Raw genomic sequence first — 23,460 nt, 5'->3', positions numbered from 1 at the left:
GGTATTCATCCGTCCTTCGTTCACCCCGGATACGCACACCGGTCACCCGAGGAGCAGGATGGTGGCAGCATTGATCCCAGACCACCGCTCGAAGTGAGGGGATAGATGGAACGCAAGAGCAGGTTCTCCCAGTGGCTGCGCCGGCCGAAGAGCGGATCGGGCGGCGGCGATACGGACACGGGATCAGCGGCTGCGCGCGGCCGCGAGGACCTGCTGCTGGCGGCGGCCGACGCGGGTTTCCCGGTCGCCCCGGCGGCGTACCCCTCCGGCTACGGCTGTTCCTGTGAACGCATCGGCTGTCCCACCCCCGGCCGCCACCCCGTCTCCTTCGGCTGGCAGACCGTCGCCACCACCGACCGCGACAAGGTCGCCGCCTGGGCCCGCACCCTCCCGCAGGCCAACTTCATCACCGCCACCGGCATCACCCAGGACGTGCTGGACGTCCCCGTCGAGGCGGGCCGCAGCGCCCTGGGGCGGCTGGACGCGGCGGGCATCGACGTCGGGCCGATCGCCCTCAGCGGCGCCGGTCTCGGCGACGGCCGGATGCTCTTCTTCACCGCCACCCGCGGCACCCCGGACGACGAGGACGAGTGGTGGCCCTGCGAACTCGACTGCCACCCCGAGACCATGGACGAGCATCCGGGCCTGCGCTGGCACTGCCGCGGCAGCTATGTGCTGCTGCCGCCCTCGACCCTGACCGGTGACCAGCCCGCGGTGACCTGGCTGCGCGGCCCGGAGCTGACGCTGCCCGACCCGCTGACCCTGCTGGAGTCGCTCACCGACGCCTGCGCGGAGTTCAACGACCGCGAGCCGCACCACCACGAGGCACACGCCTGGCCGATCGGCCGCTGACCGGTTCCGGACACCGTCCGGTCACCGCCGTACGCACCCCGAAGGGCCGCCGGGAGCACCCCGGCGGCCCTTCGCCGTCTGCCCGGTCCGGCCTTACAGCGGCTCGACCGACGTCTTGCCCTCGCGCCGGTTCAGGACGGTGACCTTCTCGCCGGAGCCCTTCGCCGGCACCTTGACCACCTGCGAGGACACGGTGGTGAAGGCCATCCGGTTGGTCTTCTTCTCCGGTCCCACCACGAGGCCGCGAAGCTCCGCCGGCACCCGGATCGTCGCCCCGGCGAACATCGTCTGCTGCTGGTGGTAGACGGTCGAGAAGAACACCAGGGCCCCGCCGTCCGTGGTCCGCAGCGCCACCGGCGGATGCTCCGAGGGGGTGTCCTGCCACTGGACGCGCGAACCGACCTTGCGGGCGTCCTTGACGCGCCGGGCCCGCCAGCCGTCGGTCTGCGGACCGGACGCGAACACGCTGCCCTTGCCGGTGTTGAGGTAGTCCGCGTAGGCCCGGCTCAGCTTGCCGGGCGCCACCGTCAGCCCGGAGCCGGAGTCCAGCGGCACCGCCTCGGCGTAGCCGCCCTTCGTCTTCAGCTCCGGCGCCTGGTTGCCCGGGAACTGCGCGAAGTAGACCGCGCGCCACTTCTCGTCGATGTCGTCACGGCTGAACACCAGGAACCAGCGCGTCGGGTGGCCACCGGCGTCCTTGCGGTTGCTGAGCGCGTCCGCGATGAAGTACTTCGGCCAGCCCGCCTGCTTGGGGACGGTGAAGTGCGGCTCCGTCAGCTCCAGCGCCGGGAAGCGCGGATTGCCCTGCGGCCGGAGGGCGTGTGCCGCCTTTATCCCGGCCTGGTCGATGGCGAGCAGCGCACCCGCCTCGAAGCCGGGGTTCAGCTTCGGGTCGAGCTGCCGGTAGGCCTTGTTGAAGCCCTGGGTGAAGCGGGTGAGGGCCTTGGTGCCGTCAGCCTTCGACACCGCCGGCAGCATCTCCCGTTCGCCGTGCACCGTCATGCACCCGCTCAGTATCACCAGCGCCGCCGTCGCCGACGTCAGCGTTGCGGGCACCCGGAACGGCGACCTGCGTGTCATGGGGCTCGGGCTCCTTCGGGGCGACCGGGGCGGACGGGGCGGCCGCCGGGGTGGCACGATTCGGCGCCACCCTACCGGGGGCGAGGAACAGCGCGAGCGTGGGGACCAGATACAGAGCCCACACCGTGACCTGAAGGACGGTCGGGTCCGGCTGGAAGTTGAACACGCCCTTCAGCAGCGTCCCGTACCAGCTGTCGGCCGGGATCTGCGCGCTGATGTCGAACGCCCGGGTGGTCAGCCCCGGCAGCAGGTCCGCCTCCTGCAGGTCGTGGAAGCCGTACGCCAGCACGCCCGCCGCGACCACCACCAGCATGCCGCCGGTCCAGGTGAAGAACTTCGCCAGGTTGATCCGCACCGCACCGCGGTAGAACAGCCAGCCCAGCGCCACGGCCGTCAGCAGCCCCAGCAGCGCCCCGACCAGCGGCCGGACGCCGTCGTTCGCGGACTGCGCGGCGGTCCAGACGAACAGCGCGGTCTCCAGGCCCTCGCGGCCCACCGACAGGAACGCGGTCACCACCAGCGCCACGGTGCCCATCTGCAGCGCCGCGTCCAGCTTGCCGTGCAGCTCCCGCTTCAGATGCCGCGCGGTGCGCCGCATCCAGAAGACCATCCACGTCACCAGGCCCACCGCGAGGATCGACAGTGAACCGCCCAGCGCTTCCTGGGCCTCGAACGTCAGCGTCTGCGAACCGAACTGCAGCGCCGCACCGAACGCGAACGACAGCACCACGGCGAGCGCGATACCGAGCCAGACCGGGCGCAGCGCCTCCCGCCTCCCGGTCTTGACCAGGTAGGCGATGAGAATGCAGACGACGAGGCTGGCTTCCAGGCCCTCGCGCAGACCGATCAGGTAGTTGCCGAACACGTCGGTTCCTTCCCTTCCTTCATGGAGTCGACGACGGGTCTTCGCCGCGTCGGCGGTGGTACGGCGGCGTCAGGCGAACAGTTCCCGGCCCCACCAGTCGTCCGCGTCCCGGACGCCCGGCGGCACCGCGAAGACCGCTGAACCCACGTGCTGGATGTATTCGTTGAGCGCGTCGTCGGCCGCCAGCCGCTTCTGCAGCGGGACGAAGCCCTGGCGTACGTCCCGCTGGTAGGCGAGGAAGAACAGCCCCGCGTCCAGCCGGCCCAGCCCGTCCGTCCCGTCGGTGAAGGAGTAGCCGCGGCGCAGAATCCGCACCCCGCCGTTGGAGTCCGGATGCGCCAGACGGACATGCGCGGTGGGCAGCATCGACTTCAGATGCGGGGTGTCCCGCTCGTGCTTCCTGCCGACCGGTGCGCCCTCGCCCTTGTTCCGGCCGAAGATGTCCTCCTGCTCCTGGAGCGAGGTGCGGTCCCAGGTCTCGATGTGCATCCGTATCCGGCGGGCGACGAGGTAGGAGCCGCCGGCCATCCAGCTCTCCCCGCCCTTCGCGTCGCCGTCCCCGACCCACACATGCCTGTCGAGCGCGGCGCCGTCGGTACCGGCGAGGTTGTGGGTGCCGTCCTTGAAGCCGAACATGTTGCGCGGGGTCTGGGCGTCCGGCGTCGTCGAGGACGTCTTGCCGAAGCCCAGCTGCGACCAGCGGATCGCGACCTTGCCGAAGCCGATCCGGGCGAGGTTGCGGATCGCGTGCACCGCGACCTGCGGGTCGTCCGCACAGGCCTGCACGCACAGGTCGCCGCCGCTGCGCGCCTTGTCGAGGTTGTCGCCGGGGAACTGCGGCAGGTCGATCAGCGCCTCGGGGCGCCGCTCCTTGATGCCGAACCGGTCCTTGCCGTCCTTCTCGAACAGCGTGGGGCCGATGCCGAAGGTGAGGGTGAGCCGCGACGGCGGCAACCCGAGCGCCTCGCCGGTGTCGTCCGGCGGGGCCTCCGCCGGCCCGCCGACCGCGCCGTCGCCGACCGCGTCGCCGGCCGTCATCCGCGCCGCCGCCTTCGTCCACTCCTTGAGCAGCGCGATCAGCTCGGCACGGTCGTCGGTGGTGACATCGAACGCGGCGAAGTGCAGCCGGTCCTGGACCGCGGAGGCGATGCCGGCCTGGTGCCTGCCGTGGAAGGCGATCGCGGCGCCCGCGGTCGCGTCCGCGCCGGCCGGCCGGGCGTCGTCGCCGGTGTGCAGCGCCGCCGCCGTCCCGCCGGCCGCGACCGCACCGAGCGCCAGGCCCGCGCCGCCCCAGCCGAGCAGCGCCCGGCGGGACGGCGCCCGCCCGCCGTCGGTCACCGCGGCCGCGGTGACCGCGGCGGTGTCCTCGGTGCTGCCCGTCCCGGTGGACGTGCCGTCGTCGTGCGTCATCGTCTCCCCTTGCCTGGCGGACTACTTGGTGGTGGCCACGGCGGCGGCCAGCTTGGACAGCGGCTCGGCCAGCGCGTTGACCCCGTCGGAGAGCTTCTTGCGCTCGCCCTTGCCGACCTTGTCGTACGAGGTGAAGCCGTCGGCGGTGCCGCTGTCGCGGTGTTCGTCGAGCAGCTCGCCGATCACCTTGAACTGCTTGTCCAGCTCCTTGGCGAGCGCCGCGTCGTTCTTGGCGACGACCGGCTTCAGGAGCTCGTAGGCCTTCTCGGCGCCCTCGACATTGGCGTGGAAGTCGAGCAGGTCGGTGTGGCTGTAGCGCTCTTCCTCACCGGTGACCTTGCCGGTCGCGACCTCGTCGAGCAGCTCCTTGGCGCCGTTGGCCATGCTGGTCGGGGTGATCTCGGCCTTGCCGACCCGCTTCTGCCAGTCCTTCAGGTCGGTGATCAGCTGACCGGCGAGCTTCTTGTCGTCCCCGGAGATCTTCTTCTCCTCCCACAGGGACTTCTCCAGCTTGTGCCAGCCGGTCCACTTCTGGCCCTTCTCCAGGCCGTCGGCGCGCACATCGACCTTGGGGTCGATGTCACCGAACGACTCGGCGACCGGCTCGGTGCGCTCCCAGCCGACCCGCGAGAGCGCGTAGGTCTTCTTGGCCGCCTCGACATCGCCGTCCTTGACCGCGTCGGCGAACTTCTGCGCCGCCGGGAGGGTCTGGTCGGCCTGCTCCTGGACGTACTTGCGGTACGCGGCGACCGCGGCGTCCAGCTTCGGGTCGCGCTTCGCGCTCGCGCCCTTGCCGCCGGCGGTCACCTTCTGGCGGATGCCGTCGCCCTTCATGCCCGGCTTGCAGGCGATCTCGTACGTACCGGCCTTGATCTCGGCGGTGATCTCCGTACGGGTGCCGGGACCGATGTTCTCCCGCTCGGTCACGATCCGGTCGCCGGGCGCGTAGACGTACACCTCGGTGACCTTGGAGCCCTTGTTCTGCACCGCGAACCGGACATGCCCGGCGGGGAACTCCTTGGCGGACAGCTCACAGCTGCTGTCGGTCGCGGTCACCTCGATGGTGCCTTTGCCGCCGCCCTCTTTGCCGTCGTTCTTCGCGGCGCAGCCGGCGACGGCGGTGACGGCCGTGGCCGCGGCGAGGGCGGCGACGGCGGAGGGGCGAAGGGCACGCATACGGGGCTCCAGGCGGGCTCGGACGGACGGAAACGACGTACGGAACGATAGACACGGGCCGTGAGGGCCACTAAGGCGGGCCTAACTTATCTGAGGCTTACCTATTTCTGCCCCGGCTGTCGAGTGATCCCGCTCTCATGCACAACGGCCCGATCACGGATTGACCGACCCCCGGTCACGGAACCGCCATGCGCCGGTCAAGGTAAGGGCCGCCGCCCTCAAAGGTCCCTGACTGCCCGAAATGCGGCGTCGCTGTCCGGCCGCCGCCCCCCCCGCTCCCGGATCTGCTGTTCACTGTCCCGATGACCGATCTTGACGTGCTCCGGGTGTTCTGCGGACCGGACGGGGGCGGCGGCAACGCGCTGGGGGTGGTCCGCGACGGGTCCGCCCTCCCCGGCGCCGCCGCCCGTGCCGCGCTCGCCGCCGAACTCGGCTTCAGCGAGACCGTGTTCCTCGACGACGCCGCCCGGGGCACCGTGGACATCCACACCCCGAGCGTCCCCCTCACGTTCGCCGGCCATCCGCTGGTCGGTGTGGCCTGGCTGCCGCGGACCCTGGGGCGGCTGGCAGGACGAGGCCGCGGGCGTGGTCCGCGCCCGGGGCTTCCCGCGCCCCGACGGCACCGTCGCCGTGGGGGCGGGTGCGCCGCGGCGTGCCGTAACCCCCGGCGGCCACGACTGCGCGCAGGGTCAACGGGCAGACACCCGGAGGCGGTTGACGCGGCGCGGGGCACGTCCGCGCGCTACGCGGTCAGCGGGAACTGTGCGCCCAGCTCGCGGAAGACCGCGCTGTTCAGCCGGAAGGCCCGCTTGCACTCGTCGACCACCCGCTGCTTCTCCAGGTCGTCCACGGGCAGTGCGTCCAGCAGCGCCCGGTACTCCCGCTTGAAGGCGGCGGGGTTGGGGATGTCCTCGAAGACGTAGAAGCGCACCCCGTCGCCCTTGCGGGCGAAGCCCCAGGTCTTCTCCGCGGTGCCGCGGATGATCTGGCCGCCGGAGAGGTCGCCGAGGTAGCGGGTGTAGTGGTGGGCGACGAAGCCGGCCGGCCAGTCACGGGCGCAGGCCGCCACCCGGTCCGCGTAGGCGGCGGTGGCCGGCAGCGGGGTCAGGCCGGTCTGCCAGGACCGCCCGCCGAGGTGGGCGAGGTCGCGCTCCAGCGCGGCGGTGCGGGCCAGCTCCGGGCGGAGGAAGGGGCCCGCGACCGGGTCGCCGGCGAGCGGCCCGGAGGCGTCCTCCAGGGCGCGGTAGACGAACCACAGCTGCTCGGTGTAGCGCCGGTAGGCCCGCACGCCGAGCCGGCCGCCGAGCAGGTCGCTCATGAAGGAGGAGTTCTCGGCCTCCGTGTGCTGCTCATGGGACGCGGTGCGGATCACCGTCGAAAAGGGGACGGACGGTGCGGGCGGGGTCGGGCTGGACGCTTCCAAGACGGACCTCCGGGGACCGAGGGCGGGGGTCCCCCTGCTCGGATTCGAGAGCTCGGGGGAGGACGGGAACAGGCCGGCTCCGCCGAGCCGTCAGAACTTAGGGTTGCCTGACCCGTGGTCCGCGTCAACCCGTTCCCGACGTCCTGTCGGTATACGAGCCTACCCCTGTTCCCGACGCGCTGTCGGTAAAGAGTCTCCCCGCTTCCGTCAGGGCAGCGTGAGGATCTCCGCCCCGGTGTCCGTGACCACCAGCGTGTGCTCGAACTGCGCGGTCCGCTTGCGGTCCTTGGTCACCACCGTCCAGCCGTCGTCCCACATGTCGTAGTCGTAGGACCCCAGCGTCAGCATCGGCTCGATCGTGAAGGTCATGCCGGGCTTGATGTCGGTGGTGTGGTGCGGGCTGTCGTAGTGCGGAACGATCAGGCCGGAGTGGAAGGACGAGTTGATGCCGTGACCGGTGAAGTCACGGACCACCCCGTAGCCGAAGCGCTTGGCGTACGACTCGATGACCCGGCCGATGATGTTGATCTGCCGGCCCGGCTTGACGGCCTTGATCGCGCGGTTGAGCGCCTCCCGGGTCCGCTCGACCAGCAGCGTGGACTCCTCGTCCACGTCACCGCACAGATAGGTGGCGTTGTTGTCGCCGTGCACACCGTTGATGAACGCGGTGACGTCGAGGTTCACGATGTCGCCGTCCTTGAGGACGGTCGAGTCCGGGATGCCGTGGCAGATGACCTCGTTGAGCGAGGAGCACAGCGACTTGGGGAAGCCGCGGTATCCGAGCGTGGACGGGTAGGCGCCGTGGTCGCACATGAACTCATGGGCGACCCGGTCCAGTTCGTCGGTGGTCACACCCGGCTCGATCAGCTTGGCGGCCTCCGCCATGGCCTGCGCGGCGATCCGGCCGGCGATCCGCATCTTCTCGATCGTTTCGGCGTCCTGCACCTCGGGCCCCGTGTAAGGGGTGGGTGCGTCCTTCCCGACGTACTCGGGGCGCGGGATCGAGGCGGGGACGGGGCGGGTGGGGGAGATCTTCCCCGGGGCAAGAAGTGACTGGCCAGACATGTCAGCGAGTGTATCCGCGGGCCGTCGGGCAGGATGGTGGCACGGAATATCCACAGGAGGCGGCAATGGCGCTGTTCAAGAGGCGTACGGTCGGTAAGCCGGGCGAGTGGTACTACTGCCTCAAGCACCAGACGGTCGAAGAGGGGCCCGAGTGCCGCGCCGCCGACCGCTTCGGCCCCTACGGCACCCGCGAGGAAGCGGCGCACGCCATGGAGACCGCCCGGGAACGGAACCTGGAGTGGGAGACCGACCCGAAGTGGCATGACAGCGACGCGGGCAAGGGCGCCGGCGAGGACGCGTAGCGCGTGAAGGGGCGGTGGCGCGGCGTCCCGTCGCGCCACCGCCCCGCCGCCCTCAGGCCGGTGCCCGGTCCGCGTCCGGAGCCGGAGCGCCGCCGTCCTGGCCGGGGGCCCCGGCAGCGGCGGCCCGCTGCTCCCGCATCCGCCGGGCGTGCTCGTCCGTCCTGGCGTCGTACGCCATCAGCTTGGGCAGCCCGAGCGCCAGCAGCCCGACCCCCGCACAGCACAGCAGGCCGCCCAGGGACACCGACGCCCGCACGCTCGTCAGTGCCGCCATACCGCCGATCCGGACCTGGCCCAGCTGCGGGCCCGCCGAGTACGACAGCAGCTCGATACCGGCCAGCCGCCCGCGCAGCGCGTCGGGGATGGTCTGGTTCCACATCGCCGAGCGGAAGATGCCGCTGATCATGTCGCAGGCACCGGCCACGGTCAGCAGGAGAAGCACCAGCCAGACCTGGTGCAGCAGCCCGGCAGCGGTCACCGCCAGGCCCCAGCCCGCGGCGGCCAGCGCGATCGCGCGGCCCTGCCGGTGGATGCGCGAGGTCCAGCCGCTGGTCAGGCTCACCAGGAGCCCGCCGGCCGGCAGCGCCGCGTACTCCCCCACGCCTTAAGGGCGCGGGAGGTGCCCCCACGCCCCAGGGCCCAGGGCGCGTCGAGGTCGTCGGCGAGGAACGGGAAGATCGCCAGGGGGTAGGCGAACAGCATCGCGAGGACGTCGATGGCGTAGGTGCCGAGCAGCTCCTTACGGCTCCAGGCGTAGCGCGCGCCCTCGGCGATCGCGCGCAGCGACGGCCGCTCGGCGTCGTGCGAGGCGGGCGACGGCGCCAGCCTCAGGGTGAGCAGCACCGAGACCGCGAAGGTGGCCGCGTCGACGGCGTACGCCCAGCGCGGTCCGGCGACCGCCAGCAGCCCGCCGGTCAGCGCGGGCCCGGCGATGGAGCCGATCTGCCAGCGCAGCGCGTTCAGGGCGGCGGCCGCGGGGAGCTGCTCGTGCGGGACGATCCGCGGCACGATCGAGTCCAGGGCCGGTCGCTGCATACCGGTCAGCGCGCTGGTCGCCGCCGCGGCCGCGTACAGCGGCCACACCATCGGGTGCGGCAGCAGGCTGTTGACCAGCAGGAGCACGGCGACCAGGCCGAGCGCGACCTCGCTCCACAGGACCAGCCGACGGCGGTCGAAGGAGTCCGCGAGCGCCCCGCCGTAGAGGCCGAAGACGATCATCGGGACCAGCTCCACCGCGCCCAGCGCCCCGACCGCGAGCGTGGAGCCGGTCAGTTCCTTCAGCTGCAGCGGCAGGGCCACGAAGGACAGCGAACTGCCGAAGACCGTGACCAGGCCCGCGCACCACATCAGCCGGAAGTCACGTGAGGAGCGCCAGGGCGCCAGATCCGGCAGCAGCGCGGAGAGCCGCCGGCGGGCGGGGCGTTCAGGGGGTGGGGGTGTCGAGAGGGGGATGTGGTCCGAGGTCACGGGGCACCATCGTGCGCACCGGAACGGACCGGCGCAAAGGGTTTTGGCCGCCGGGCGGGCCGCGCGGGGTCACCAGCGGGGCGGCGGGGGAGCGGTCAGTCCGTCGGCGAGGCGGGCCAGGCGGTCGCGGAAGCGGCGGTGCCGGCGGGGCGCGGGCAGGCTGTTCTCCCCGGCGGCCGCGCTCACCAGATGCTGGAGCGTGTCCAGGTCGAGGTCCCCGGGCGCCCCGTCCGTGCCGTCGGGCGGGGGCGGCGGCGCGGCGAGCGCGTCATGGGCCAGTGCGTGCAGATCGCGGTCGCCGCCGTCCAGGGCGAGCACCGTCGCCCCGTTCCTGCGGGCGTCGTGCACCCGCTCCAGCAGCTCGGCGCCCGGCTGCTCCGGCGTCACGACCAGCAGCGTCTCGCCGCGCCCGGAAGCCGCCAACCGGCCGAGCCCCACGGCCAGATGGGCCGGTGCCCCGCCGGGGACGCGATGGCGTACCAGGGTCGGCGACAGCTCGGACAGACCCGACCAGGCGGCCTCGTCGTCCAGGTGCGCGGCCAGGTGCCAGGGCTCGTACGCGGCACAGCCGACCAGCAGCAGCCCGCCGCCGTGCGGGGCGACGGCACCGCGCAGCGATCCCGCGAAGCGGCGGGTGGCCTGCACCCACTCCGTCCCGGCGAGAACCTCACGCAACAGGGCGACCCGTACGGCATCCATGGCCCGGCATCCTGCCGCGGCACGGGCCGTTCCGTACGGGGTTTCCCCGGGCGTCACCCGTACGGGATGCGGGCGGAGGGCGGACGGGCCGAGGGCGCCGGCCGGTCCCGCCGCCGCGTCGCGGGGCCTACCGGACGGGCCGCAGGCCGGCGGCGGTGAGCAGACGTCCCACTTCCGCCACGGCCGCTGCGCTCAGCGGGCGTTGTGGGAAGGCGGTGGCGCCCCGGTCGATCACGCCGAGGAGGTGCAGCGCCGCCTTGAACGCGCCCAGGGCGGAGGAGCTGCGGCCCATCTCGCTCTCCGGGCCGACGTCGACGAGGGAGAAGAGGGAGACCAGGCGCTCCTGTTCGGCGGCGGCCCGCTCCCAGTCCCCGGCCCGGGCGGCGTCGTAGAGGCGCACATAGGCCGCCGGATCGACGTTGCCGATACCGGGGACGACCCCGTCGGCGCCCGCCAACAGGGCCGCGTCCACGGTCAGTTCGGAACCGGTGAGGACCGAGAAGCCCGGGGCGGGGCCGGTGCGGCGGGCGGTGCGGCCGCCGAGCGCGGTCAGCAGCCGGCGCAGCGAACCCTCGTCGCCGCTGCTGTCCTTGAGCCCGGCGAGGGTGCCGTCCCCGGCCAGCTCCCGCACCAGCGACGGGGACAGCTTGCTGTGCACGGCGGCCGGGATGTCGTAGGCGAAGAGCGGGAGGTCCACGGCCGTGCGGAGATGGCGGAAGTGGGCGGCGATCTCCCGGGGGTGGGTGCGGGTGTAGAAGGGCGCGGTGGCCACCAGGGCGTCGGCGCCGAGGGCGGCGGCGGTCCGGGCGTGGTCGAGCACCCGCGGGGTGGTGGTGTCGATGACCCCGGCGAGCACCGGGACCCGGCCGTCCGCGGCCTTGAGGACGGCCTCCAGGGCGGTGCCGCGCTGGGCGTCGGTCAGGTACGCGACCTCGCTGGTGGAGCCGAGGGCGAACAGGCCGTGCACCCCGCCGTCGACGAGGTGGTGCACCAGGCGGGCCAGGGAGGCGGTGTCGATCTCGCCGCGCGGGTCGAGCGGGGTGCAGACCGGCGGGATGACGCCGTGCAGGGGGGCGGGCAGTGCCATGGGCGCTCCGGGCTCCGATCGGACAGGACATGGGATGTCCTATGTCGAGCACAATAGACCTGTTCACAGGCGGGCGGTCAAGGATCAGCGGGTACGGCGGGGCAGGTGGCGGAGGGGTCGTCGGTCCGGCCGGCGCGGGAGCGGGAGAGGGAGATTCCATGGCGCGAGGGACGATGGCCGAGGATGTGCAGGACCGGATCAAGCAGTTGATCCTGCAGGGCCGGCTGACGCCGGGTGACCCGCTGCCCACCGAGGCCGAGCTGGTCGGCCTGCTCGACGTCAGCCGCAACTCGGTGCGCGAGGCGCTCAAGGCGCTCCAGGCCATGCGGATCGTGGAGATCCGGCACGGCTTCGGCACCTACGTCGGCCCGCTCACCCTGGAGCCGTTCGTCGAGGGCGTCGCCTTCCGGGCCGCGGTCCGCCACCGCCAGGGCGAGTCGAGCCTGTACGAGCTGATGGAGGTCCGCGAGGCGCTGGAGGCGGGGCTGATCGGCACCGTGGCCCGCACGCTGCCCGCCGAGGACCTCACCGTCCTCAAGGGGCTGGTGCAGCGGATGGCGGAGGAGGCGCGCGGCGGGCAGGTGCAGAGCGCCACCGACCGGGCCTTCCACCTCGCCCTCTACCGCTCGCTGGGCAACCACCTGCTGAGCGAGGTGCTGGACGCGTTCTGGGCGGCGCTGCGCCGGGTGCGGGAGGACCTCTCCGACGACCGGCCCGACCCGATGGTGACGCACCGTCAGCACCAGGAGATCGTGGACGCGTTGGAGGCGCGCGACGGGGACCGGGCCGTCGAGGCGATGCACCGGCACTTCGACTCCATCCGGCGCCGGCTGGCCGAGCAGTGAGCTGACCGAGGGGGCGGCGGCGGTGCGCCGGCACGGCACCGGTGCGGGCGCGGGCGCGCCCGTTCACCGGGATGTCACCCGGTGTCGGTGAGGCCGTCGCCGGGCCGAAAAGGCGCCATGTGGGGCATCTTGACGGCCTGTTGGGCACTCCCTATGGTCGCCGCAGGACAAGGGACATCCTACGTCCTTGCCCGTTGGGGGTGACCCATGGCGTACGAGAGCTCCGTGCCGTACTGCCCGCCGGGCCACTCCGCCGCCCCCGCTCTCGCCCCCGTACGGCCCGCGGACACCGCCCGCGCCCGCCGCGTACCGCACTCCGGCGCCCTCGCCCACCCCGCCCGCGACCGTGCCGGACCGCCCCGCGCACCCGGCGGCACCGGCGCGCGCCCGGCGCTCACCTTCCGCCGCACCCCGTGGAGGAGCCGACATGACCAGCAACGCCATGCACCGCAGAACGGTCCTGGGCGGGGCGGCCGCCCTCGCCGCCGGCTTCGCGCTCGCCGGCTGCGGCGACGGTGACGACGGCCGGGCACCCCAGGAGCGCAGGAAGGGGCAGAAGATCAGCCTGACCTTCTGGTCCTGGGTGCCGGGCATCGACAAGCCCGTCGACCTGTGGAACCGCAAGCACCCGGACGTCCAGGTCGAGGTCGAGAAGGTGTCGGCCGTCAACGGCCAGCAGTACGCGAAGATGCACGCCGCCATCAAGGCCGGCAACCCGCCCGACCTCGGCCAGATCGAATTCCCGGTCGTCCCCGGCTTCCTCCTCGACAACGGGCTGCTGGACCTCGCCCCGCTCGGCGCCGCCCGCCACAAGGACAAGTTCATCGGCTGGCAGTGGCAGCAGTCCGTCTTCGGCACGAGCGTCTACGCCATCCCGCAGGCCTCCGGGCCCATGGGCCTGTTCCTCCGCCAGGACCTCTTCGACAAGTGGGACGTGGCGGTGCCGCGGACCTGGGACGAGTACGAGACCGCCGCCAGGGCCGTCCGCAGGAAGGGCGCCTGGATCGAGACCTTCGCGCCCACCAACGGCAACCGCTTCGCCGGCCTCGCCTGGCAGGCCGGCGCCAGGTGGTACGCCACGCACGGCGACACCTGGGTCGTGCACCTCGACGACGAACCCACCCGCAGGGTCGCCGACTACTGGGAGTCCCTGGTCCGGCGGAAGCTCGTCAAGACCATCCCGGACCGGCAGAACGCCTGGTACCGGGACCTGCAGACCGGCGCCATCCCCGCCTGGGTGGGCGCCAGTTGGGGCGACGCCCTGCTGGCCGGCAACGCCCCGGGCACCAAGGGCAAGTGGCGGGCCGCACCGCTGCCGCAGTGGAAGGCGGGCGAGCGGGCCTCCGCCAACTGGGGCGGCTCGACCACGGCCGTCTTCGCCAAGGCCCGCTACCCCAAGGACGCCCTGGAGTTCGCGGTCTGGCTCAACACCGACCCGGAGTCCGTCGCGCTGCTGATCGACGGCGGCTACGGCTTCCCCAGCGCCAAGAAGGGCTACGCCACCACCGACCTCGACGTCGACAAGGACTTCTTCGGCGGCCAGGCGTACAGCAGGGTCTTCGCGGACGCCGGTGCGCAGGTCGACACCAGCTGGCGGTGGGGGCCCGGCGTGGACACTCTCTACCAGCGGCTCGGCGACGCCTTCACCGACGCGCTCGCCGACGGCGGCTCCTTCCGCTCGGTGCTGACCAAGGTGCAGGGCCAGACCCTCGCCGACCTCAGGGGCAAGGGCCTGAAGGTGGAGAGCGGCGGGTGAGCCGGGACACCCTGAGCCGGCCGGAACCGCTCACCGCGCGTCCGGCCCGCCGGGCCCGGCGCCGCGCCTCCCGCACCGGGGCCCGCAACGCCCGTGCCGCGGCCGTCTTCGTGCTGCCGTTCTTCGCCCTCTTCGGCCTCTGCTTCCTCGCCCCGATCGGCTACGCCCTCCACCAGAGCCTGTTCACCACCGAACGGACCGGCCCGCTCGGCCTCGGCGGCCAGGAGCGCGAGGTCTTCGCCGGCCTCGCCCACTACGCCCAGGCGCTCTCCGACGACCGGTTCCTGGCCGGCTTCGGCCGGGTGCTGCTCTTCGGCGCCGTCCAGATCCCGCTGATGATCGTGCTCGCCACCGCCCTGGCCCTGCTGCTGGAGAGCGCGAGCGCCCGCGCCGTCCCCTTCTTCCGCAGCGCCTTCTTCCTGCCGTACGGGGTGCCCGGCGTGATCGCCTCGATCCTCTGGGGCTTCCTGTACGTACCGGGCATCAGCCCGCTGGTGAAGATCGCCGACTCCGTGGGCTGGGACCTCGACTTCCTCTCCCGCGGCACCGTCCTGTGGTCCCTCGCCAACATCGTGACCTGGCAGTTCACCGGCTACAACATGCTGGTGCTGATCGCCCAGCTCAAGTCCGTACCGGGGGAGTTGTACGAGGCGGCCCGGATCGACGGGGCGAACGCCTGGCAGGTCGCCCGGTACCTCAAGATCCCGCTGATCCGGCCCGCGCTGGTGCTCACCGGTGTCTTCAGCATCATCGGCACCCTCCAGCTGTTCGCCGAACCCATGGTGCTGCGCCCGCTGGCCTCCTCCATCGACTCCGGCTACACCCCCAACCTGCACGCCTACAGCCAGGCGTTCGTCGGCAACGACCCGCATGCGGCGGCGGCCGAGGCGGTGCTGCTCGCGCTGGTGGCGTGCGTCCTGTCGTTCGGCTTCCTGCGGCTGACCGGCGCGCGCGCCAAGGAACGCGGATGAGCCGGCCCCCGGTCCGCCACCGGATCATCACCGCCTCGCTGCTGACCGTCGCCGCGCTCTACTTCCTGGTGCCCGTCTACTGGCTGGCCGTCTCCGCCACCAAGAACAGCGCCGATCTCTTCGGCACCTTCGGCTTCTGGTTCTCCGACCACCCGGACCCCGTCGGCCACCTCACCGACGTCCTCACCTACGACCACGGCATCTATGCCCGCTGGTTCGCCAACTCCCTCCTCTACGCCGGGATCGGCGCGGTCTGCGCCACCCTGCTGTCCGCCGCGGCCGGCTACGCGCTGGCGAAATTCCCGTTCCGGGGCCGGGAGGCGCTCTTCAGCGTGGTGCTCGCCGGAGTGCTGATCCCCGGCACCGCGCTGGCCCTGCCGCTCTACTTCCTCTTCAGCGCGATGGGCCTGGCCAACACCTACGGGGCGGTGCTGATCCCCAGCGTGGTCAGCCCGTTCGGCGTCTACCTCTGCCGGATCTACGCGGCCGCCGCGGTCCCTGACTCGCTGCTGGAGGCGGCCCGGATCGACGGCGCGGGCGAGGCCCGGATCTTCGGCGGGCTCGGGCTGCGGCTGATGACCCCGGCGCTGGTCACCGTCTTCCTCTTCCAGTTCGTGCACATCTGGAACAACTACTTCCTGCCGCTGGTGATGCTCTCGGACTCCGGCCTCTATCCGGTCCAGCTGGGCCTGACCTCCTGGACCGGCTACGCCGACCGCCAACCGGTGCTCTACCAGTACACGGTGGGCGGCGCGTTCCTGTCCGTGGTGCCGCTGATGGTGCTGATGACGGTGCTCCAGCGGTACTGGCGTACGGGGCTGACCGAGGGCAGTGTGAAGGCCTGAGGAGCGGCGGTGGCGGGGCGTGACACTATCGCTGTCATGACTACTCCTGACGCTTCCCGGTCCCCGAACGCCGCGACCCGTGCGAAGGCCGCCCTCCAGCGCGATCCCTGGGACCTCCCGGACGTCTCCGGGCTGGTGGTCGGTGTCCTCGGCGGCACCGGTGACCAGGGCCGCGGCCTGGCCTACCGGCTGGCCAGGGCCGGCCAGAAGGTGATCATCGGCTCCCGGGCCGCCGAACGCGCGCAGACCGCCGCCGGTGAACTCGGCCTGGGCATCGAGGGCGCGGAGAACGCCGAGTGCGCCCGGCGCAGCGACATCGTGATCGTCGCGGTGCCCTGGGACGGCCATGCCAAGACCCTGCAGGCGCTCGCCGGCGAACTGGACGGCAAGCTCGTCATCGACTGCGTCAACCCGCTCGGCTTCGACAAGAAGGGCGCCTACGCGCTGAAGCCGGAGGAGGGCAGCGCCGCCGAGCAGGCCGCCGCCCTGCTGCCCGGGGCCCGGGTCACCGCCGCCTTCCACCACCTGTCCGCGGTGCTGCTCCAGGACCCGGAGACCGAGCAGATCGACACCGATGTGATGGTGCTCGGGGAGTCCCGCGCCGACACCGATGTCGTACAGGCGCTGGCCGCCCGTATCCCCGGGATGCGCGGCGTCTTCGCGGGCCGGCTGCGCAACGCCCACCAGGTCGAGTCGCTGGTCGCCAACCTGATCTCGGTCAACCGCCGCTACAAGGCGCACGCGGGCCTGCGGGTCACGGACGTCTGAGGGACGGGGCCGGGCCGGGGGCGGGGGCAGCGCGGGCATGGGGGACACTGGGGAGGTCCGACCACTCCCGACAGGAGCCGACCGCATGTCCCTCTTGCCCCCGTCCGGCCCGGCCCGGCGACTCGCCCTGATGGCTCTCGCCGTGTGCGTCCTCTCCGTCGCCGCGGCCGTCGTCGCCTTCGTGGAGGGCAGCTTCGTCGGCGTCGTCTGGATTCTGCTGGCGGGCATCTCCAGCAACATGGCGTGGTTCTACGTACGCAAGGCGAAGGCCGAGCAGGCCCGGGCAGCCGGCTGACACCGGGCCGCCCTCAGATCAGGCCGCCGGTCTGCGGGAGCTGCGGCTCGCCCTGCCAGAAGCGGAAGTACTCCTGGCCGAGGGCGGCCTCCAGGCCCGGGACGCCCAGCCCGCGCAGCACCGCGTCGACCACGTCGAAGAACACCCGGTTGACCTCCGGGACCCACAGGAAGACGAAGACCGCCAGCAGCCCGAACGGCGCGAACGGCTCCACCTGCCGCCGCAGCTTCCGCGACAGCCACGGCTCGATCACGCCGTAGCCGTCCAGCCCCGGCACCGGCAGGAAGTTCAGGATCGCCGCGGTCACCTGGAGCAGGGCCAGGAAGGCCAGCGCGTAGCGGAACACCGCCGGCACACCGGACAGCGCGTGCAGCCAGAACGGCGCCGTGCACACCGCCGCGAACAGGATGTTCGTCAGCGGCCCGGCCGCCGAGATCAGGCTGTGCCGCCAGCGCCCCCGGATGCGGCCGCGCTCGATGAACACCGCGCCGCCCGGCAGCCCGATCCCGCCCATGATCACGAAGATCACCGGCAGCACGATGCTCAGCAGCGCATGGGTGTACTTCAGCGGGTTCAGCGTCAGATAGCCCTTCGCCTCCACCGAGATGTCGCCGCTGTGCAGCGCGGTGCGGGCGTGGGCGTACTCGTGCAGACACAGCGAGACCACCCAGCCGGACACCACGAAGAAGAACACCGCGACGCCGGTGCGGTCCGCGAGCGTCCCGCTCCACACGGCCCAGCCCGACACCGCCATGACGGCGACGAGCGCGAGGAAGACCGGGCTGACGCGACGGTCGGCGCGCCGGATTGCTGTGGTCATGGTGCGGGCTCCCGGGGTCTGGTGAGGGGCTGCCATGACCGTAACCGCGGCAGGGCGCGCGGTGCACGGCCCCCGCGGAACCGGCTCGTCCGCGGGACCCCTCCTCCCGAGCCCGTGCCCCGGAAACGAATTGCGATACCTGCCCGCTTCCGCCGTGCACGACAATGGGCCGGTGCATTACGGAATTCTCGGCACCACCCAGGCCAGGCGGGCCGACGGCACCCCCGTCGCCCTCGGCGGCGCACGTCTGCGCGCGCTGCTCGCCGCCCTCGCGCTGCGCCCCGGCCGGGCGCTCTCCCCGGAGCTGCTGATCGACGACGTCTGGGAGGCACAGCCGCCCGCCGACGCGGCGGGCGCGCTCCAGGCACTGGTCGGCCGGCTGCGCCGCGCGCTGGGGCACACCGCCATCGCCTCGGTGGACGGCGGCTACCGGCTGTGCGCCGAGCCCGACGCCGTCGATCTGCACCGCTTCGAGCGGCTCGCGGCGGAGGGCGCCCGCGCGCTGGCCGACGCGGACCCGTCCGGTGCCGCCGCACTGCTCGATGACGCCCTGGTGCTCTGGCGCGGCCCGGCCCTCGCCGACCTCCCGGACCCGGGCGTCGAGGCGGCCCGCGCCGAACGCCGCCGGCTGGACGCCCAGTGCACCCGTCTCGCCGCCGATCTCGCCCTCGGCCGGGCCGCGCAGGCGCTGCCCACCCTCCTCGCACTGTGCGAGGAGCACCCCCTCGACGAGCCCCTCCAGGCCCTGCGGCTGCACGCACTGCGCGCCGCCGGCCGCACGGCGGAGGCCCTGGCCGCCTACGAGGAGATACGCACCGGCCTCGCCGAACGCCTCGGCGCCGACCCCGGCCCGGAGCTGCGCACCCTGCACGCGGAGCTGCTCCGCCCACCGTCCGCGCCGACGGACCGGCCGCCGTCCCCACCGCCGGGCACCCCGTACGGGGGTGCCCCCGGCACGCCGTACGCCACCGCCCCCGGCAACGGCACCGACCCCGCCTCTCACCCCCACCCCCGCCCCGGCAATCTGCGGGCCCGGCTCACCTCCTTCGTGGGGCGGGACGCCGATCTGACCGCGCTCCGGGCCGACCTGGCCGGGCACCGGCTGGTGACGCTGCTGGGCCCCGGCGGTGCCGGGAAGACCCGGCTGGCGCAGGAGGGGGCCGAGACCACCGCGGACGCGCTGCCGGACACCTGGCCGCACGGCGTCTGGCTGGCCGAACTCGCGCCGGTGGACGATCCGCAGACGGTGCCCGAGGCGGTGCTGACCGCGCTCGGCGCCCGCGAGACCGTGGTCCGCGGCACCGCCGCTGAGGGGCTGCGCGCCGCCGCCGACCCGACCGCCCTGGACCCGCTCGCCCGGCTCGCCGAGCACTGCGCGGGCCGCCGGATGCTGCTCGTCCTCGACAACTGTGAGCATGTGATCGACGCCGCCGCCGCGCTCGCCGAGCGGCTGCTGACCGACTGCCCCGGGGTGACCGTGCTGGCCACCAGCCGGGAGCCGCTGGCCGTGCCGGGCGAGGTGCTGCGCCCGGTCGAGCCGCTGCCCGGACCCGTCGCGCTGCGGCTGCTCGCCGACCGCGGTGCCGCCGCCCGGCCCGGCTTCCGGGCCGACGCCGACGAGGAGACCGCGGCGGCCTGCACCGAGATCTGCCGCCGGCTGGACGGGCTGCCGCTGGCCATCGAACTCGCCGCCGCCCGGCTGCGGTTGCTCTCGCCGCGGCAGCTGGCCGACCGCCTCGACGACCGGTTCCGGCTGCTGACCAGCGGCAGCCGGACCCTGCTGCCCCGGCAGCAGACGCTGCGTGCCGTCGTGGACTGGTCCTGGGAACTCACCGACGAGCCCGAACGCGCCGTGCTGCGGCGGCTGTCCGTCTTCGCCGGGGGCTGCGACCTGGCCGCCGCCGAAGAGGTCTGCGCGGGCGACGGCGTCGACGCACGCGAAGTGGCCGTGCTGCTCGGCTCGCTGATCGACAAGTCGCTGGTGGTGGCCGCCCCGGCCGGTGCGGAGCGCGGTGGCGTCCGGGCCGCCGGGCAGATGCGCTACCGGCTGCTGGAGACCGTGGCGGAGTACGCCGGCGAGCGGCTGGACGAGGCGGGGGAGCGGTCCGCCGCCGAGCGCCGCCATCTCGTCGCCTACCGCGAACTGGCCCGTACCACCGACCCGTTGCTGCGCGGCGCGGGCCAGCGCGCCGGTATGGAGCGGCTGGAGCTGGAGCACGACAACCTGCGCACCGCGCTGCGCCGCGCGCTCGCCGCCCGGGACGAGCACGAGGCGCTGTGCCTGGTGCTGTCCCTCCAGTGGTTCTGGTCGCTGCGGGACCACCGCAGCGACGCCCGGCACTGGGCGACCGCCGCCTCCGCCCTCGGCCCCAACCCCTTCGCCAGTCCCGCCGAACCCGCTCCCGACCTGCACGAGCGGCCCATCGACAAGCCGCCTCCGCTGTCTCCCGAACAGCTGCTGGAGGCCCGCCGGGAGGTCCGGCTGGTCGTGCTCTCCAGCAGGGACAGCGACCTGGAGGCGCTGCGCGAGCCGGAGATGCGGGAGGAGCTGGCCGGGATGCTCACCGCCTACCGCGCCGGTATGCCGCAGACCTGCAAGGTGCCCGGCGTGATGTGGCACTACGCGGTGCTGATCACCGGGCGGTTCGACGAGCTGATGGCGCTGGTCGACGGCGCGGTGCGGGCCTGCCGCGACTTCGGCTACGAATGGGAGCTGGCCTACGTCCTCCAGTTGCGCTCCAAGTTCTTCAACGACCGTCCCGGCGGGATGACCCAGGCGGCCGGCGACGCCGACGAGGCGTTGCGGCTCTTCCGCCGGCTCGGCGACGCCTGGGGTGCGGCCGAGGCGCTGGCCGGGCGCGGCGAGAACCACGAGAAGCGCGGCGCGTACGGGCCGGCCGCGGACGACTACCGGGCGGCGATGGTGCACGCCGAGGACCTGGGGGCGCAGGGCCAGATCATGCTGCTGCGCTGCCGGCTGGGCGCGGTGCTGATCGAGGACGGCCAGGAGGAGGCCGGTGAGCGGCTGCTGCGCGAGGTGCTGACCGATGCCGCGAAGGGCAACAGCGGGCGGGACACCGAGCCGTTCGCGCGGCTGACCCTCGCGATGTGGCTGACGGCCACCGGGCGGCTCCGGGAGGCGCGGGCGGAACTGCAGCTGGTCCGGACGCTGTTCGCGCCGCGCTCCCCGGACCTGTTCGCGGGGATGCTGGAGGCCCTGCTGATCTCGCTGGATGTGGACGAGGGGAACCGGGAGGGGCTGCTGCCGAGGTTCCGGTGGGCCATGGAGCTGATGCAGGACTCCCTGGCGCAGACGGTCGCGCCGGACCTTCCGGTGGTCCAACTCCTCACCGGCGCACGGATGCTGCTGTCGCTGCGCGGCGCGGAGGCGGGCCGGGACGCGGCGCGCCTGGTGGGTGCCTACGACGCGCTGCGGACGGCGGACCAGGTGCCGCCGCGGCTCGTGCGCAGGGACCGGGCCCGTACGGAGGAGGCGGTGCGGGCGCTGCTGGACGACGTGTCCTATGCCCGTGCGCACGCCGAAGGCGGTGGCCTCTCGCTCGGAGAGGCCACCGCCCTCATCTGACGCGAGCCGGGCGAAGGCCGTCCCGCGGGGAGGCCCCCCGCGGGACGCGCGTCAGGTCTTCTTGCGGAACCGCGCCACCGCGAGCGGCATCGTCACGGCCGTGATGGCGACCGCCCAGCCGAGCGTGACCAGCGTCGGATGCGCCACCGCGCCCTGGCCGTTGATCAGCGCACGGGCCGCGTCCGCCAGGTTGGACACCGGGTTGACCTTGGTGAAGCCCTCCAGCCAGCCGGGCATCGACGTCGTCGGCGCGAAGATCGACGAGCCGAACTGGAGCGGCATCAGCACCAGCATCGCCATGCCCTGGACCGCCTGCGGGGTCTTCACCGCGAGCCCCAGCAGGATGAAGATCCACATCAGGGCCGCACCGAAGACCGTGGACAGCGCGATCGCGCCGAGGAACTCCAGCAGGCTGCCGCGGATCTCCAGCCCGAGCAGGAAGCCCATGCCGAGCAGGATCGCGGTGGCGATCAGCATCCGCCCGATCTCGACGACGATCTTGGCGATCAGGACCGAGGACCGGGCGATGGGCATCGTCCGGAAGCGGTCCATCACCCCCTTGCGGAAGTCCTCGTTGACGCCGGTGCCCACCGCCATGGCGATGTTCATGGCCATCATCGCGATCATGCCGGGCACCAGGCGCTGGATGTACTCGTGCTGGTTGCCCTTGCCGGCGATCGCGCCGCCGAAGACATAGGTGAACAGCAGGATGAAGATGACCGGCATCAGCAGGACGTCGAACATCGACTCCGGGTCCTGCTTGATCTGCAGGGCGTTGCGGCGCGCCAGCGCGCCGATGTGCCGCAGATTGGCGCGGAGCCCGATCCGGCCCTCGTCGGCGCCGGGCTTGACGGCCGGCGCCGTCATCGTCGCGGCGCTCATGCCGGTACCTCCGCGTACTGCTGGTCCATGTCGTCCTCGGATACGTCGGCCCGGGAGGTCTTCTGGCCCGTGATGGCCAGGAACACCTCGTCCAGGCTGGGCAGATGGGTGCTGATCCCGGCGAGCGGGAAGCCCTGCCCGCCGAGCAGGCCGACCACCTCGGTCAGCTGCTCGTCGCTGACGATCGGTACGTTGACCACGCCCCCGTGGTGGTCAGCGGTGGCCCCGGCGATGCCGTCCAGCCCGGCCTGCTCGATGGCGGCGACCATCCGGTCCAGCTCGCTCCCGTCCGACGGCTGGATCTGCAGCGTCCGCCCGCCGACCTTGGCCTTCAGCTCGTCGACCCGGCCCTCGGCGATCACCCGGCCGCGGTCGACCACCGTCAGCTCGTTCGCCAACTGCTCGGCCTCTTCCATGTACTGGGTGGTCAGCAGCACCGTCGCGCCGTCCCGCACCATCCGCTTGACCTCCTCCCACACCTCGTTGCGGGTGCGGGGGTCCAGGCCGGTGGTCGGCTCGTCCAGGAAGAGCACCGCCGGCCGGCCGATCATCGAGGCGGCGAGGTCGAGCCGGCGGCGCATACCGCCGGAGTACTTGGCGGCGGGCCGCTTGGCGGCCTCGGTCAGCGAGAACCGCTCCAGCATCTCGTCCGCGCGCCGCCGGGCGTCCCTGCGGGACAGATCGAGCAGCCGCCCGATCATGTAGAGGTTCTCCCAGCCGGAGAGCTTCTCGTCGACCGAGGCGTACTGCCCGGTCAGGCCGATGGTGCGGCGCAGCGCGCGGGGCTGGCGCACCACGTCGAAGCCGGCCACCACGGCCTGCCCCGCGTCCGGCATCAGGAGGGTGGACAGGCACCGTACGAGCGTCGTCTTGCCCGCACCGTTGGGGCCGAGCACCCCGAGCACGGTGCCTTCCTTCACGTCCAGGTCCACTCCGTCGACGGCCTTGACCGCGCCGAAGTGCTTGACCAGACCGCGCACCTCAACGGCGTTTCCGCCATGGGTGGATATCGTCTGTCGCGTCATACCAATACCCTGCCAGGGGCTGCCGACAACCTGCCTACAAGCCGCCGACAAGCCGGTGGCCTGGGCTTGCTTCGGCTCCGCTGCGCCGGTCCGCTGCGCTTTGCCTCGGCCGATGTTTGCGGGTGGCCGCGCCGTTCGCGCCTGCGGCGGGCGGGTCCGCTGCGCGGGGTTGTCGGGTGCGGTGACGGGCCTCCGCGGGTGGGGTGTGCCGGACTGCTTCGCTTTACGTCCGGCACACCCC

The 23,460-nt window shown here is 72.8% G+C and carries 20 protein-coding genes and 2 pseudogenes; 10 read left to right on the top strand and 12 right to left on the bottom strand.

The features are described 5' to 3' along the window. Positions 1 to 105 precede the first annotated feature (105 nt). Positions 106 to 852, top strand: a complete 747-nt coding sequence (locus ACWC9R_RS21425) for a bifunctional DNA primase/polymerase (protein ID WP_450733660.1) — start codon at positions 106 to 108, stop codon at positions 850 to 852. A 93-nt stretch (positions 853 to 945) separates the two neighbouring features. Here the strand turns inward: ACWC9R_RS21425 and ACWC9R_RS21420 are convergent, their stop codons facing one another. The 4 genes from ACWC9R_RS21420 to efeO form a co-directional block, all read right to left on the bottom strand. Continuing rightward, positions 946 to 1,818, bottom strand: coding sequence for a hypothetical protein (locus tag ACWC9R_RS21420; RefSeq protein WP_450733659.1), 873 nt, complete (start codon positions 1,816 to 1,818; stop codon positions 946 to 948). Beyond that, positions 1,805 to 2,797: an iron uptake transporter permease EfeU gene (efeU, locus tag ACWC9R_RS21415; protein ID WP_450733658.1), complete on the bottom strand. Its 993-nt coding sequence runs from the start codon at positions 2,795 to 2,797 to the stop codon at positions 1,805 to 1,807. The genes ACWC9R_RS21420 and efeU overlap by 14 nt, the downstream gene beginning before the upstream one ends. A 69-nt stretch (positions 2,798 to 2,866) precedes the next feature. Beyond that, positions 2,867 to 4,207, bottom strand: coding sequence for an iron uptake transporter deferrochelatase/peroxidase subunit (gene efeB / locus ACWC9R_RS21410; RefSeq protein ID WP_450733656.1), 1,341 nt, complete (start codon positions 4,205 to 4,207; stop codon positions 2,867 to 2,869). Positions 4,208 to 4,228: 21 nt separating this feature from the next. Further along, positions 4,229 to 5,383 (bottom strand): iron uptake system protein EfeO, encoded by a 1,155-nt coding sequence (efeO, locus tag ACWC9R_RS21405; RefSeq protein ID WP_450733655.1) that lies wholly within the window; start codon positions 5,381 to 5,383, stop codon positions 4,229 to 4,231. A 302-nt stretch (positions 5,384 to 5,685) separates the two neighbouring features. Here efeO and ACWC9R_RS21400 point away from each other — a divergent pair. Then, positions 5,686 to 5,928, top strand: a pseudogene (locus ACWC9R_RS21400) (PhzF family phenazine biosynthesis protein); the annotation flags it as partial. 197 nt (positions 5,929 to 6,125) lie between these two features. Here the strand turns inward: ACWC9R_RS21400 and ACWC9R_RS21395 are convergent. Both ACWC9R_RS21395 and map read right to left on the bottom strand, forming a co-directional pair. Continuing rightward, positions 6,126 to 6,806 carry a biliverdin-producing heme oxygenase gene (locus tag ACWC9R_RS21395; protein ID WP_450733653.1) on the bottom strand — a complete coding sequence of 227 codons (681 nt, stop codon included), beginning with the start codon at positions 6,804 to 6,806 and terminating at the stop codon, positions 6,126 to 6,128. 207 nt (positions 6,807 to 7,013) lie between these two features. After that, entirely contained in the window at positions 7,014 to 7,871 is an 858-nt protein-coding gene (gene map / locus ACWC9R_RS21390; RefSeq protein ID WP_450733652.1) for a type I methionyl aminopeptidase, read from the bottom strand. Positions 7,872 to 7,936: 65 nt separating this feature from the next. Here map and ACWC9R_RS21385 point away from each other — a divergent pair, with 65 nt between their 5' ends. Continuing rightward, a complete protein-coding gene (locus tag ACWC9R_RS21385; RefSeq protein WP_450733651.1) occupies positions 7,937 to 8,173 on the top strand; it encodes a hypothetical protein in 237 nt (78 codons plus the stop codon). 52 nt (positions 8,174 to 8,225) lie between these two features. Here ACWC9R_RS21385 and ACWC9R_RS21380 read toward each other — a convergent pair. The 3 genes and pseudogenes from ACWC9R_RS21380 to ACWC9R_RS21370 all read right to left on the bottom strand — a co-directional run bounded on the left by ACWC9R_RS21380 (position 8,226) and on the right by ACWC9R_RS21370 (position 11,426). Further along, positions 8,226 to 9,520: pseudogene (locus ACWC9R_RS21380) on the bottom strand (MFS transporter). Between the two features lie 189 nt (positions 9,521 to 9,709). After that, a complete protein-coding gene (locus ACWC9R_RS21375) occupies positions 9,710 to 10,339 on the bottom strand; it encodes a hypothetical protein (protein WP_450733649.1) in 630 nt (209 codons plus the stop codon). Between the two features lie 127 nt (positions 10,340 to 10,466). Further along, positions 10,467 to 11,426 carry a dihydrodipicolinate synthase family protein gene (locus tag ACWC9R_RS21370; RefSeq protein ID WP_450733648.1) on the bottom strand — a complete coding sequence of 320 codons (960 nt, stop codon included), beginning with the start codon at positions 11,424 to 11,426 and terminating at the stop codon, positions 10,467 to 10,469. Between the two features lie 158 nt (positions 11,427 to 11,584). Here ACWC9R_RS21370 and ACWC9R_RS21365 point away from each other — a divergent pair, with 158 nt between their 5' ends. From ACWC9R_RS21365 to ACWC9R_RS21340, 6 genes are all read left to right on the top strand, one after another. Beyond that, the gene (locus tag ACWC9R_RS21365) at positions 11,585 to 12,271 is read left to right on the top strand and encodes a FadR/GntR family transcriptional regulator (RefSeq protein ID WP_450733647.1); all 687 of its coding nucleotides are present in this window, start codon (positions 11,585 to 11,587) and stop codon (positions 12,269 to 12,271) included. 427 nt (positions 12,272 to 12,698) lie between these two features. Beyond that, positions 12,699 to 14,027 carry an ABC transporter substrate-binding protein gene (locus tag ACWC9R_RS21360; protein ID WP_450733645.1) on the top strand — a complete coding sequence of 443 codons (1,329 nt, stop codon included), beginning with the start codon at positions 12,699 to 12,701 and terminating at the stop codon, positions 14,025 to 14,027. Beyond that, the gene (locus ACWC9R_RS21355; protein ID WP_450733643.1) at positions 14,024 to 14,998 is read left to right on the top strand and encodes a carbohydrate ABC transporter permease; all 975 of its coding nucleotides are present in this window, start codon (positions 14,024 to 14,026) and stop codon (positions 14,996 to 14,998) included. The genes ACWC9R_RS21360 and ACWC9R_RS21355 overlap by 4 nt, the downstream gene beginning before the upstream one ends. Beyond that, positions 14,995 to 15,843 (top strand): carbohydrate ABC transporter permease, encoded by an 849-nt coding sequence (locus ACWC9R_RS21350; RefSeq protein WP_450733641.1) that lies wholly within the window; start codon positions 14,995 to 14,997, stop codon positions 15,841 to 15,843. Before ACWC9R_RS21355 ends, ACWC9R_RS21350 begins: the two co-directional genes overlap by 4 nt. Before the next feature lie 36 nt (positions 15,844 to 15,879). Further along, a complete protein-coding gene (gene npdG / locus ACWC9R_RS21345; protein ID WP_450733639.1) occupies positions 15,880 to 16,611 on the top strand; it encodes an NADPH-dependent F420 reductase in 732 nt (243 codons plus the stop codon). 85 nt (positions 16,612 to 16,696) lie between these two features. Continuing rightward, positions 16,697 to 16,906: a hypothetical protein gene (locus ACWC9R_RS21340; protein WP_362607668.1), complete on the top strand. Its 210-nt coding sequence runs from the start codon at positions 16,697 to 16,699 to the stop codon at positions 16,904 to 16,906. Between the two features lie 13 nt (positions 16,907 to 16,919). Here the strand turns inward: ACWC9R_RS21340 and ACWC9R_RS21335 are convergent, their stop codons facing one another. Beyond that, positions 16,920 to 17,726 carry a site-2 protease family protein gene (locus tag ACWC9R_RS21335; RefSeq protein ID WP_450733638.1) on the bottom strand — a complete coding sequence of 269 codons (807 nt, stop codon included), beginning with the start codon at positions 17,724 to 17,726 and terminating at the stop codon, positions 16,920 to 16,922. A 172-nt stretch (positions 17,727 to 17,898) separates the two neighbouring features. Here ACWC9R_RS21335 and ACWC9R_RS21330 point away from each other — a divergent pair, with 172 nt between their 5' ends. Then, positions 17,899 to 21,312, top strand: coding sequence for an AfsR/SARP family transcriptional regulator (locus ACWC9R_RS21330; RefSeq protein WP_450733636.1), 3,414 nt, complete (start codon positions 17,899 to 17,901; stop codon positions 21,310 to 21,312). 51 nt (positions 21,313 to 21,363) lie between these two features. Here ACWC9R_RS21330 and ACWC9R_RS21325 read toward each other — a convergent pair whose 3' ends face one another. Both ACWC9R_RS21325 and ACWC9R_RS21320 read right to left on the bottom strand, forming a co-directional pair. Next, positions 21,364 to 22,194 carry an ABC transporter permease gene (locus tag ACWC9R_RS21325; protein WP_450733635.1) on the bottom strand — a complete coding sequence of 277 codons (831 nt, stop codon included), beginning with the start codon at positions 22,192 to 22,194 and terminating at the stop codon, positions 21,364 to 21,366. Continuing rightward, a complete protein-coding gene (locus ACWC9R_RS21320; protein ID WP_450733633.1) occupies positions 22,191 to 23,219 on the bottom strand; it encodes an ATP-binding cassette domain-containing protein in 1,029 nt (342 codons plus the stop codon). The genes ACWC9R_RS21325 and ACWC9R_RS21320 overlap by 4 nt, the downstream gene beginning before the upstream one ends. Positions 23,220 to 23,460: the final 241 nt, after the last annotated feature.

This window comes from Streptomyces sp. NPDC001219 (assembly GCF_053597915.1).
The sequence above is the reverse complement of the archived record's forward strand: the minus strand, read 5'-3'. Positions and strand labels throughout refer to the sequence as shown.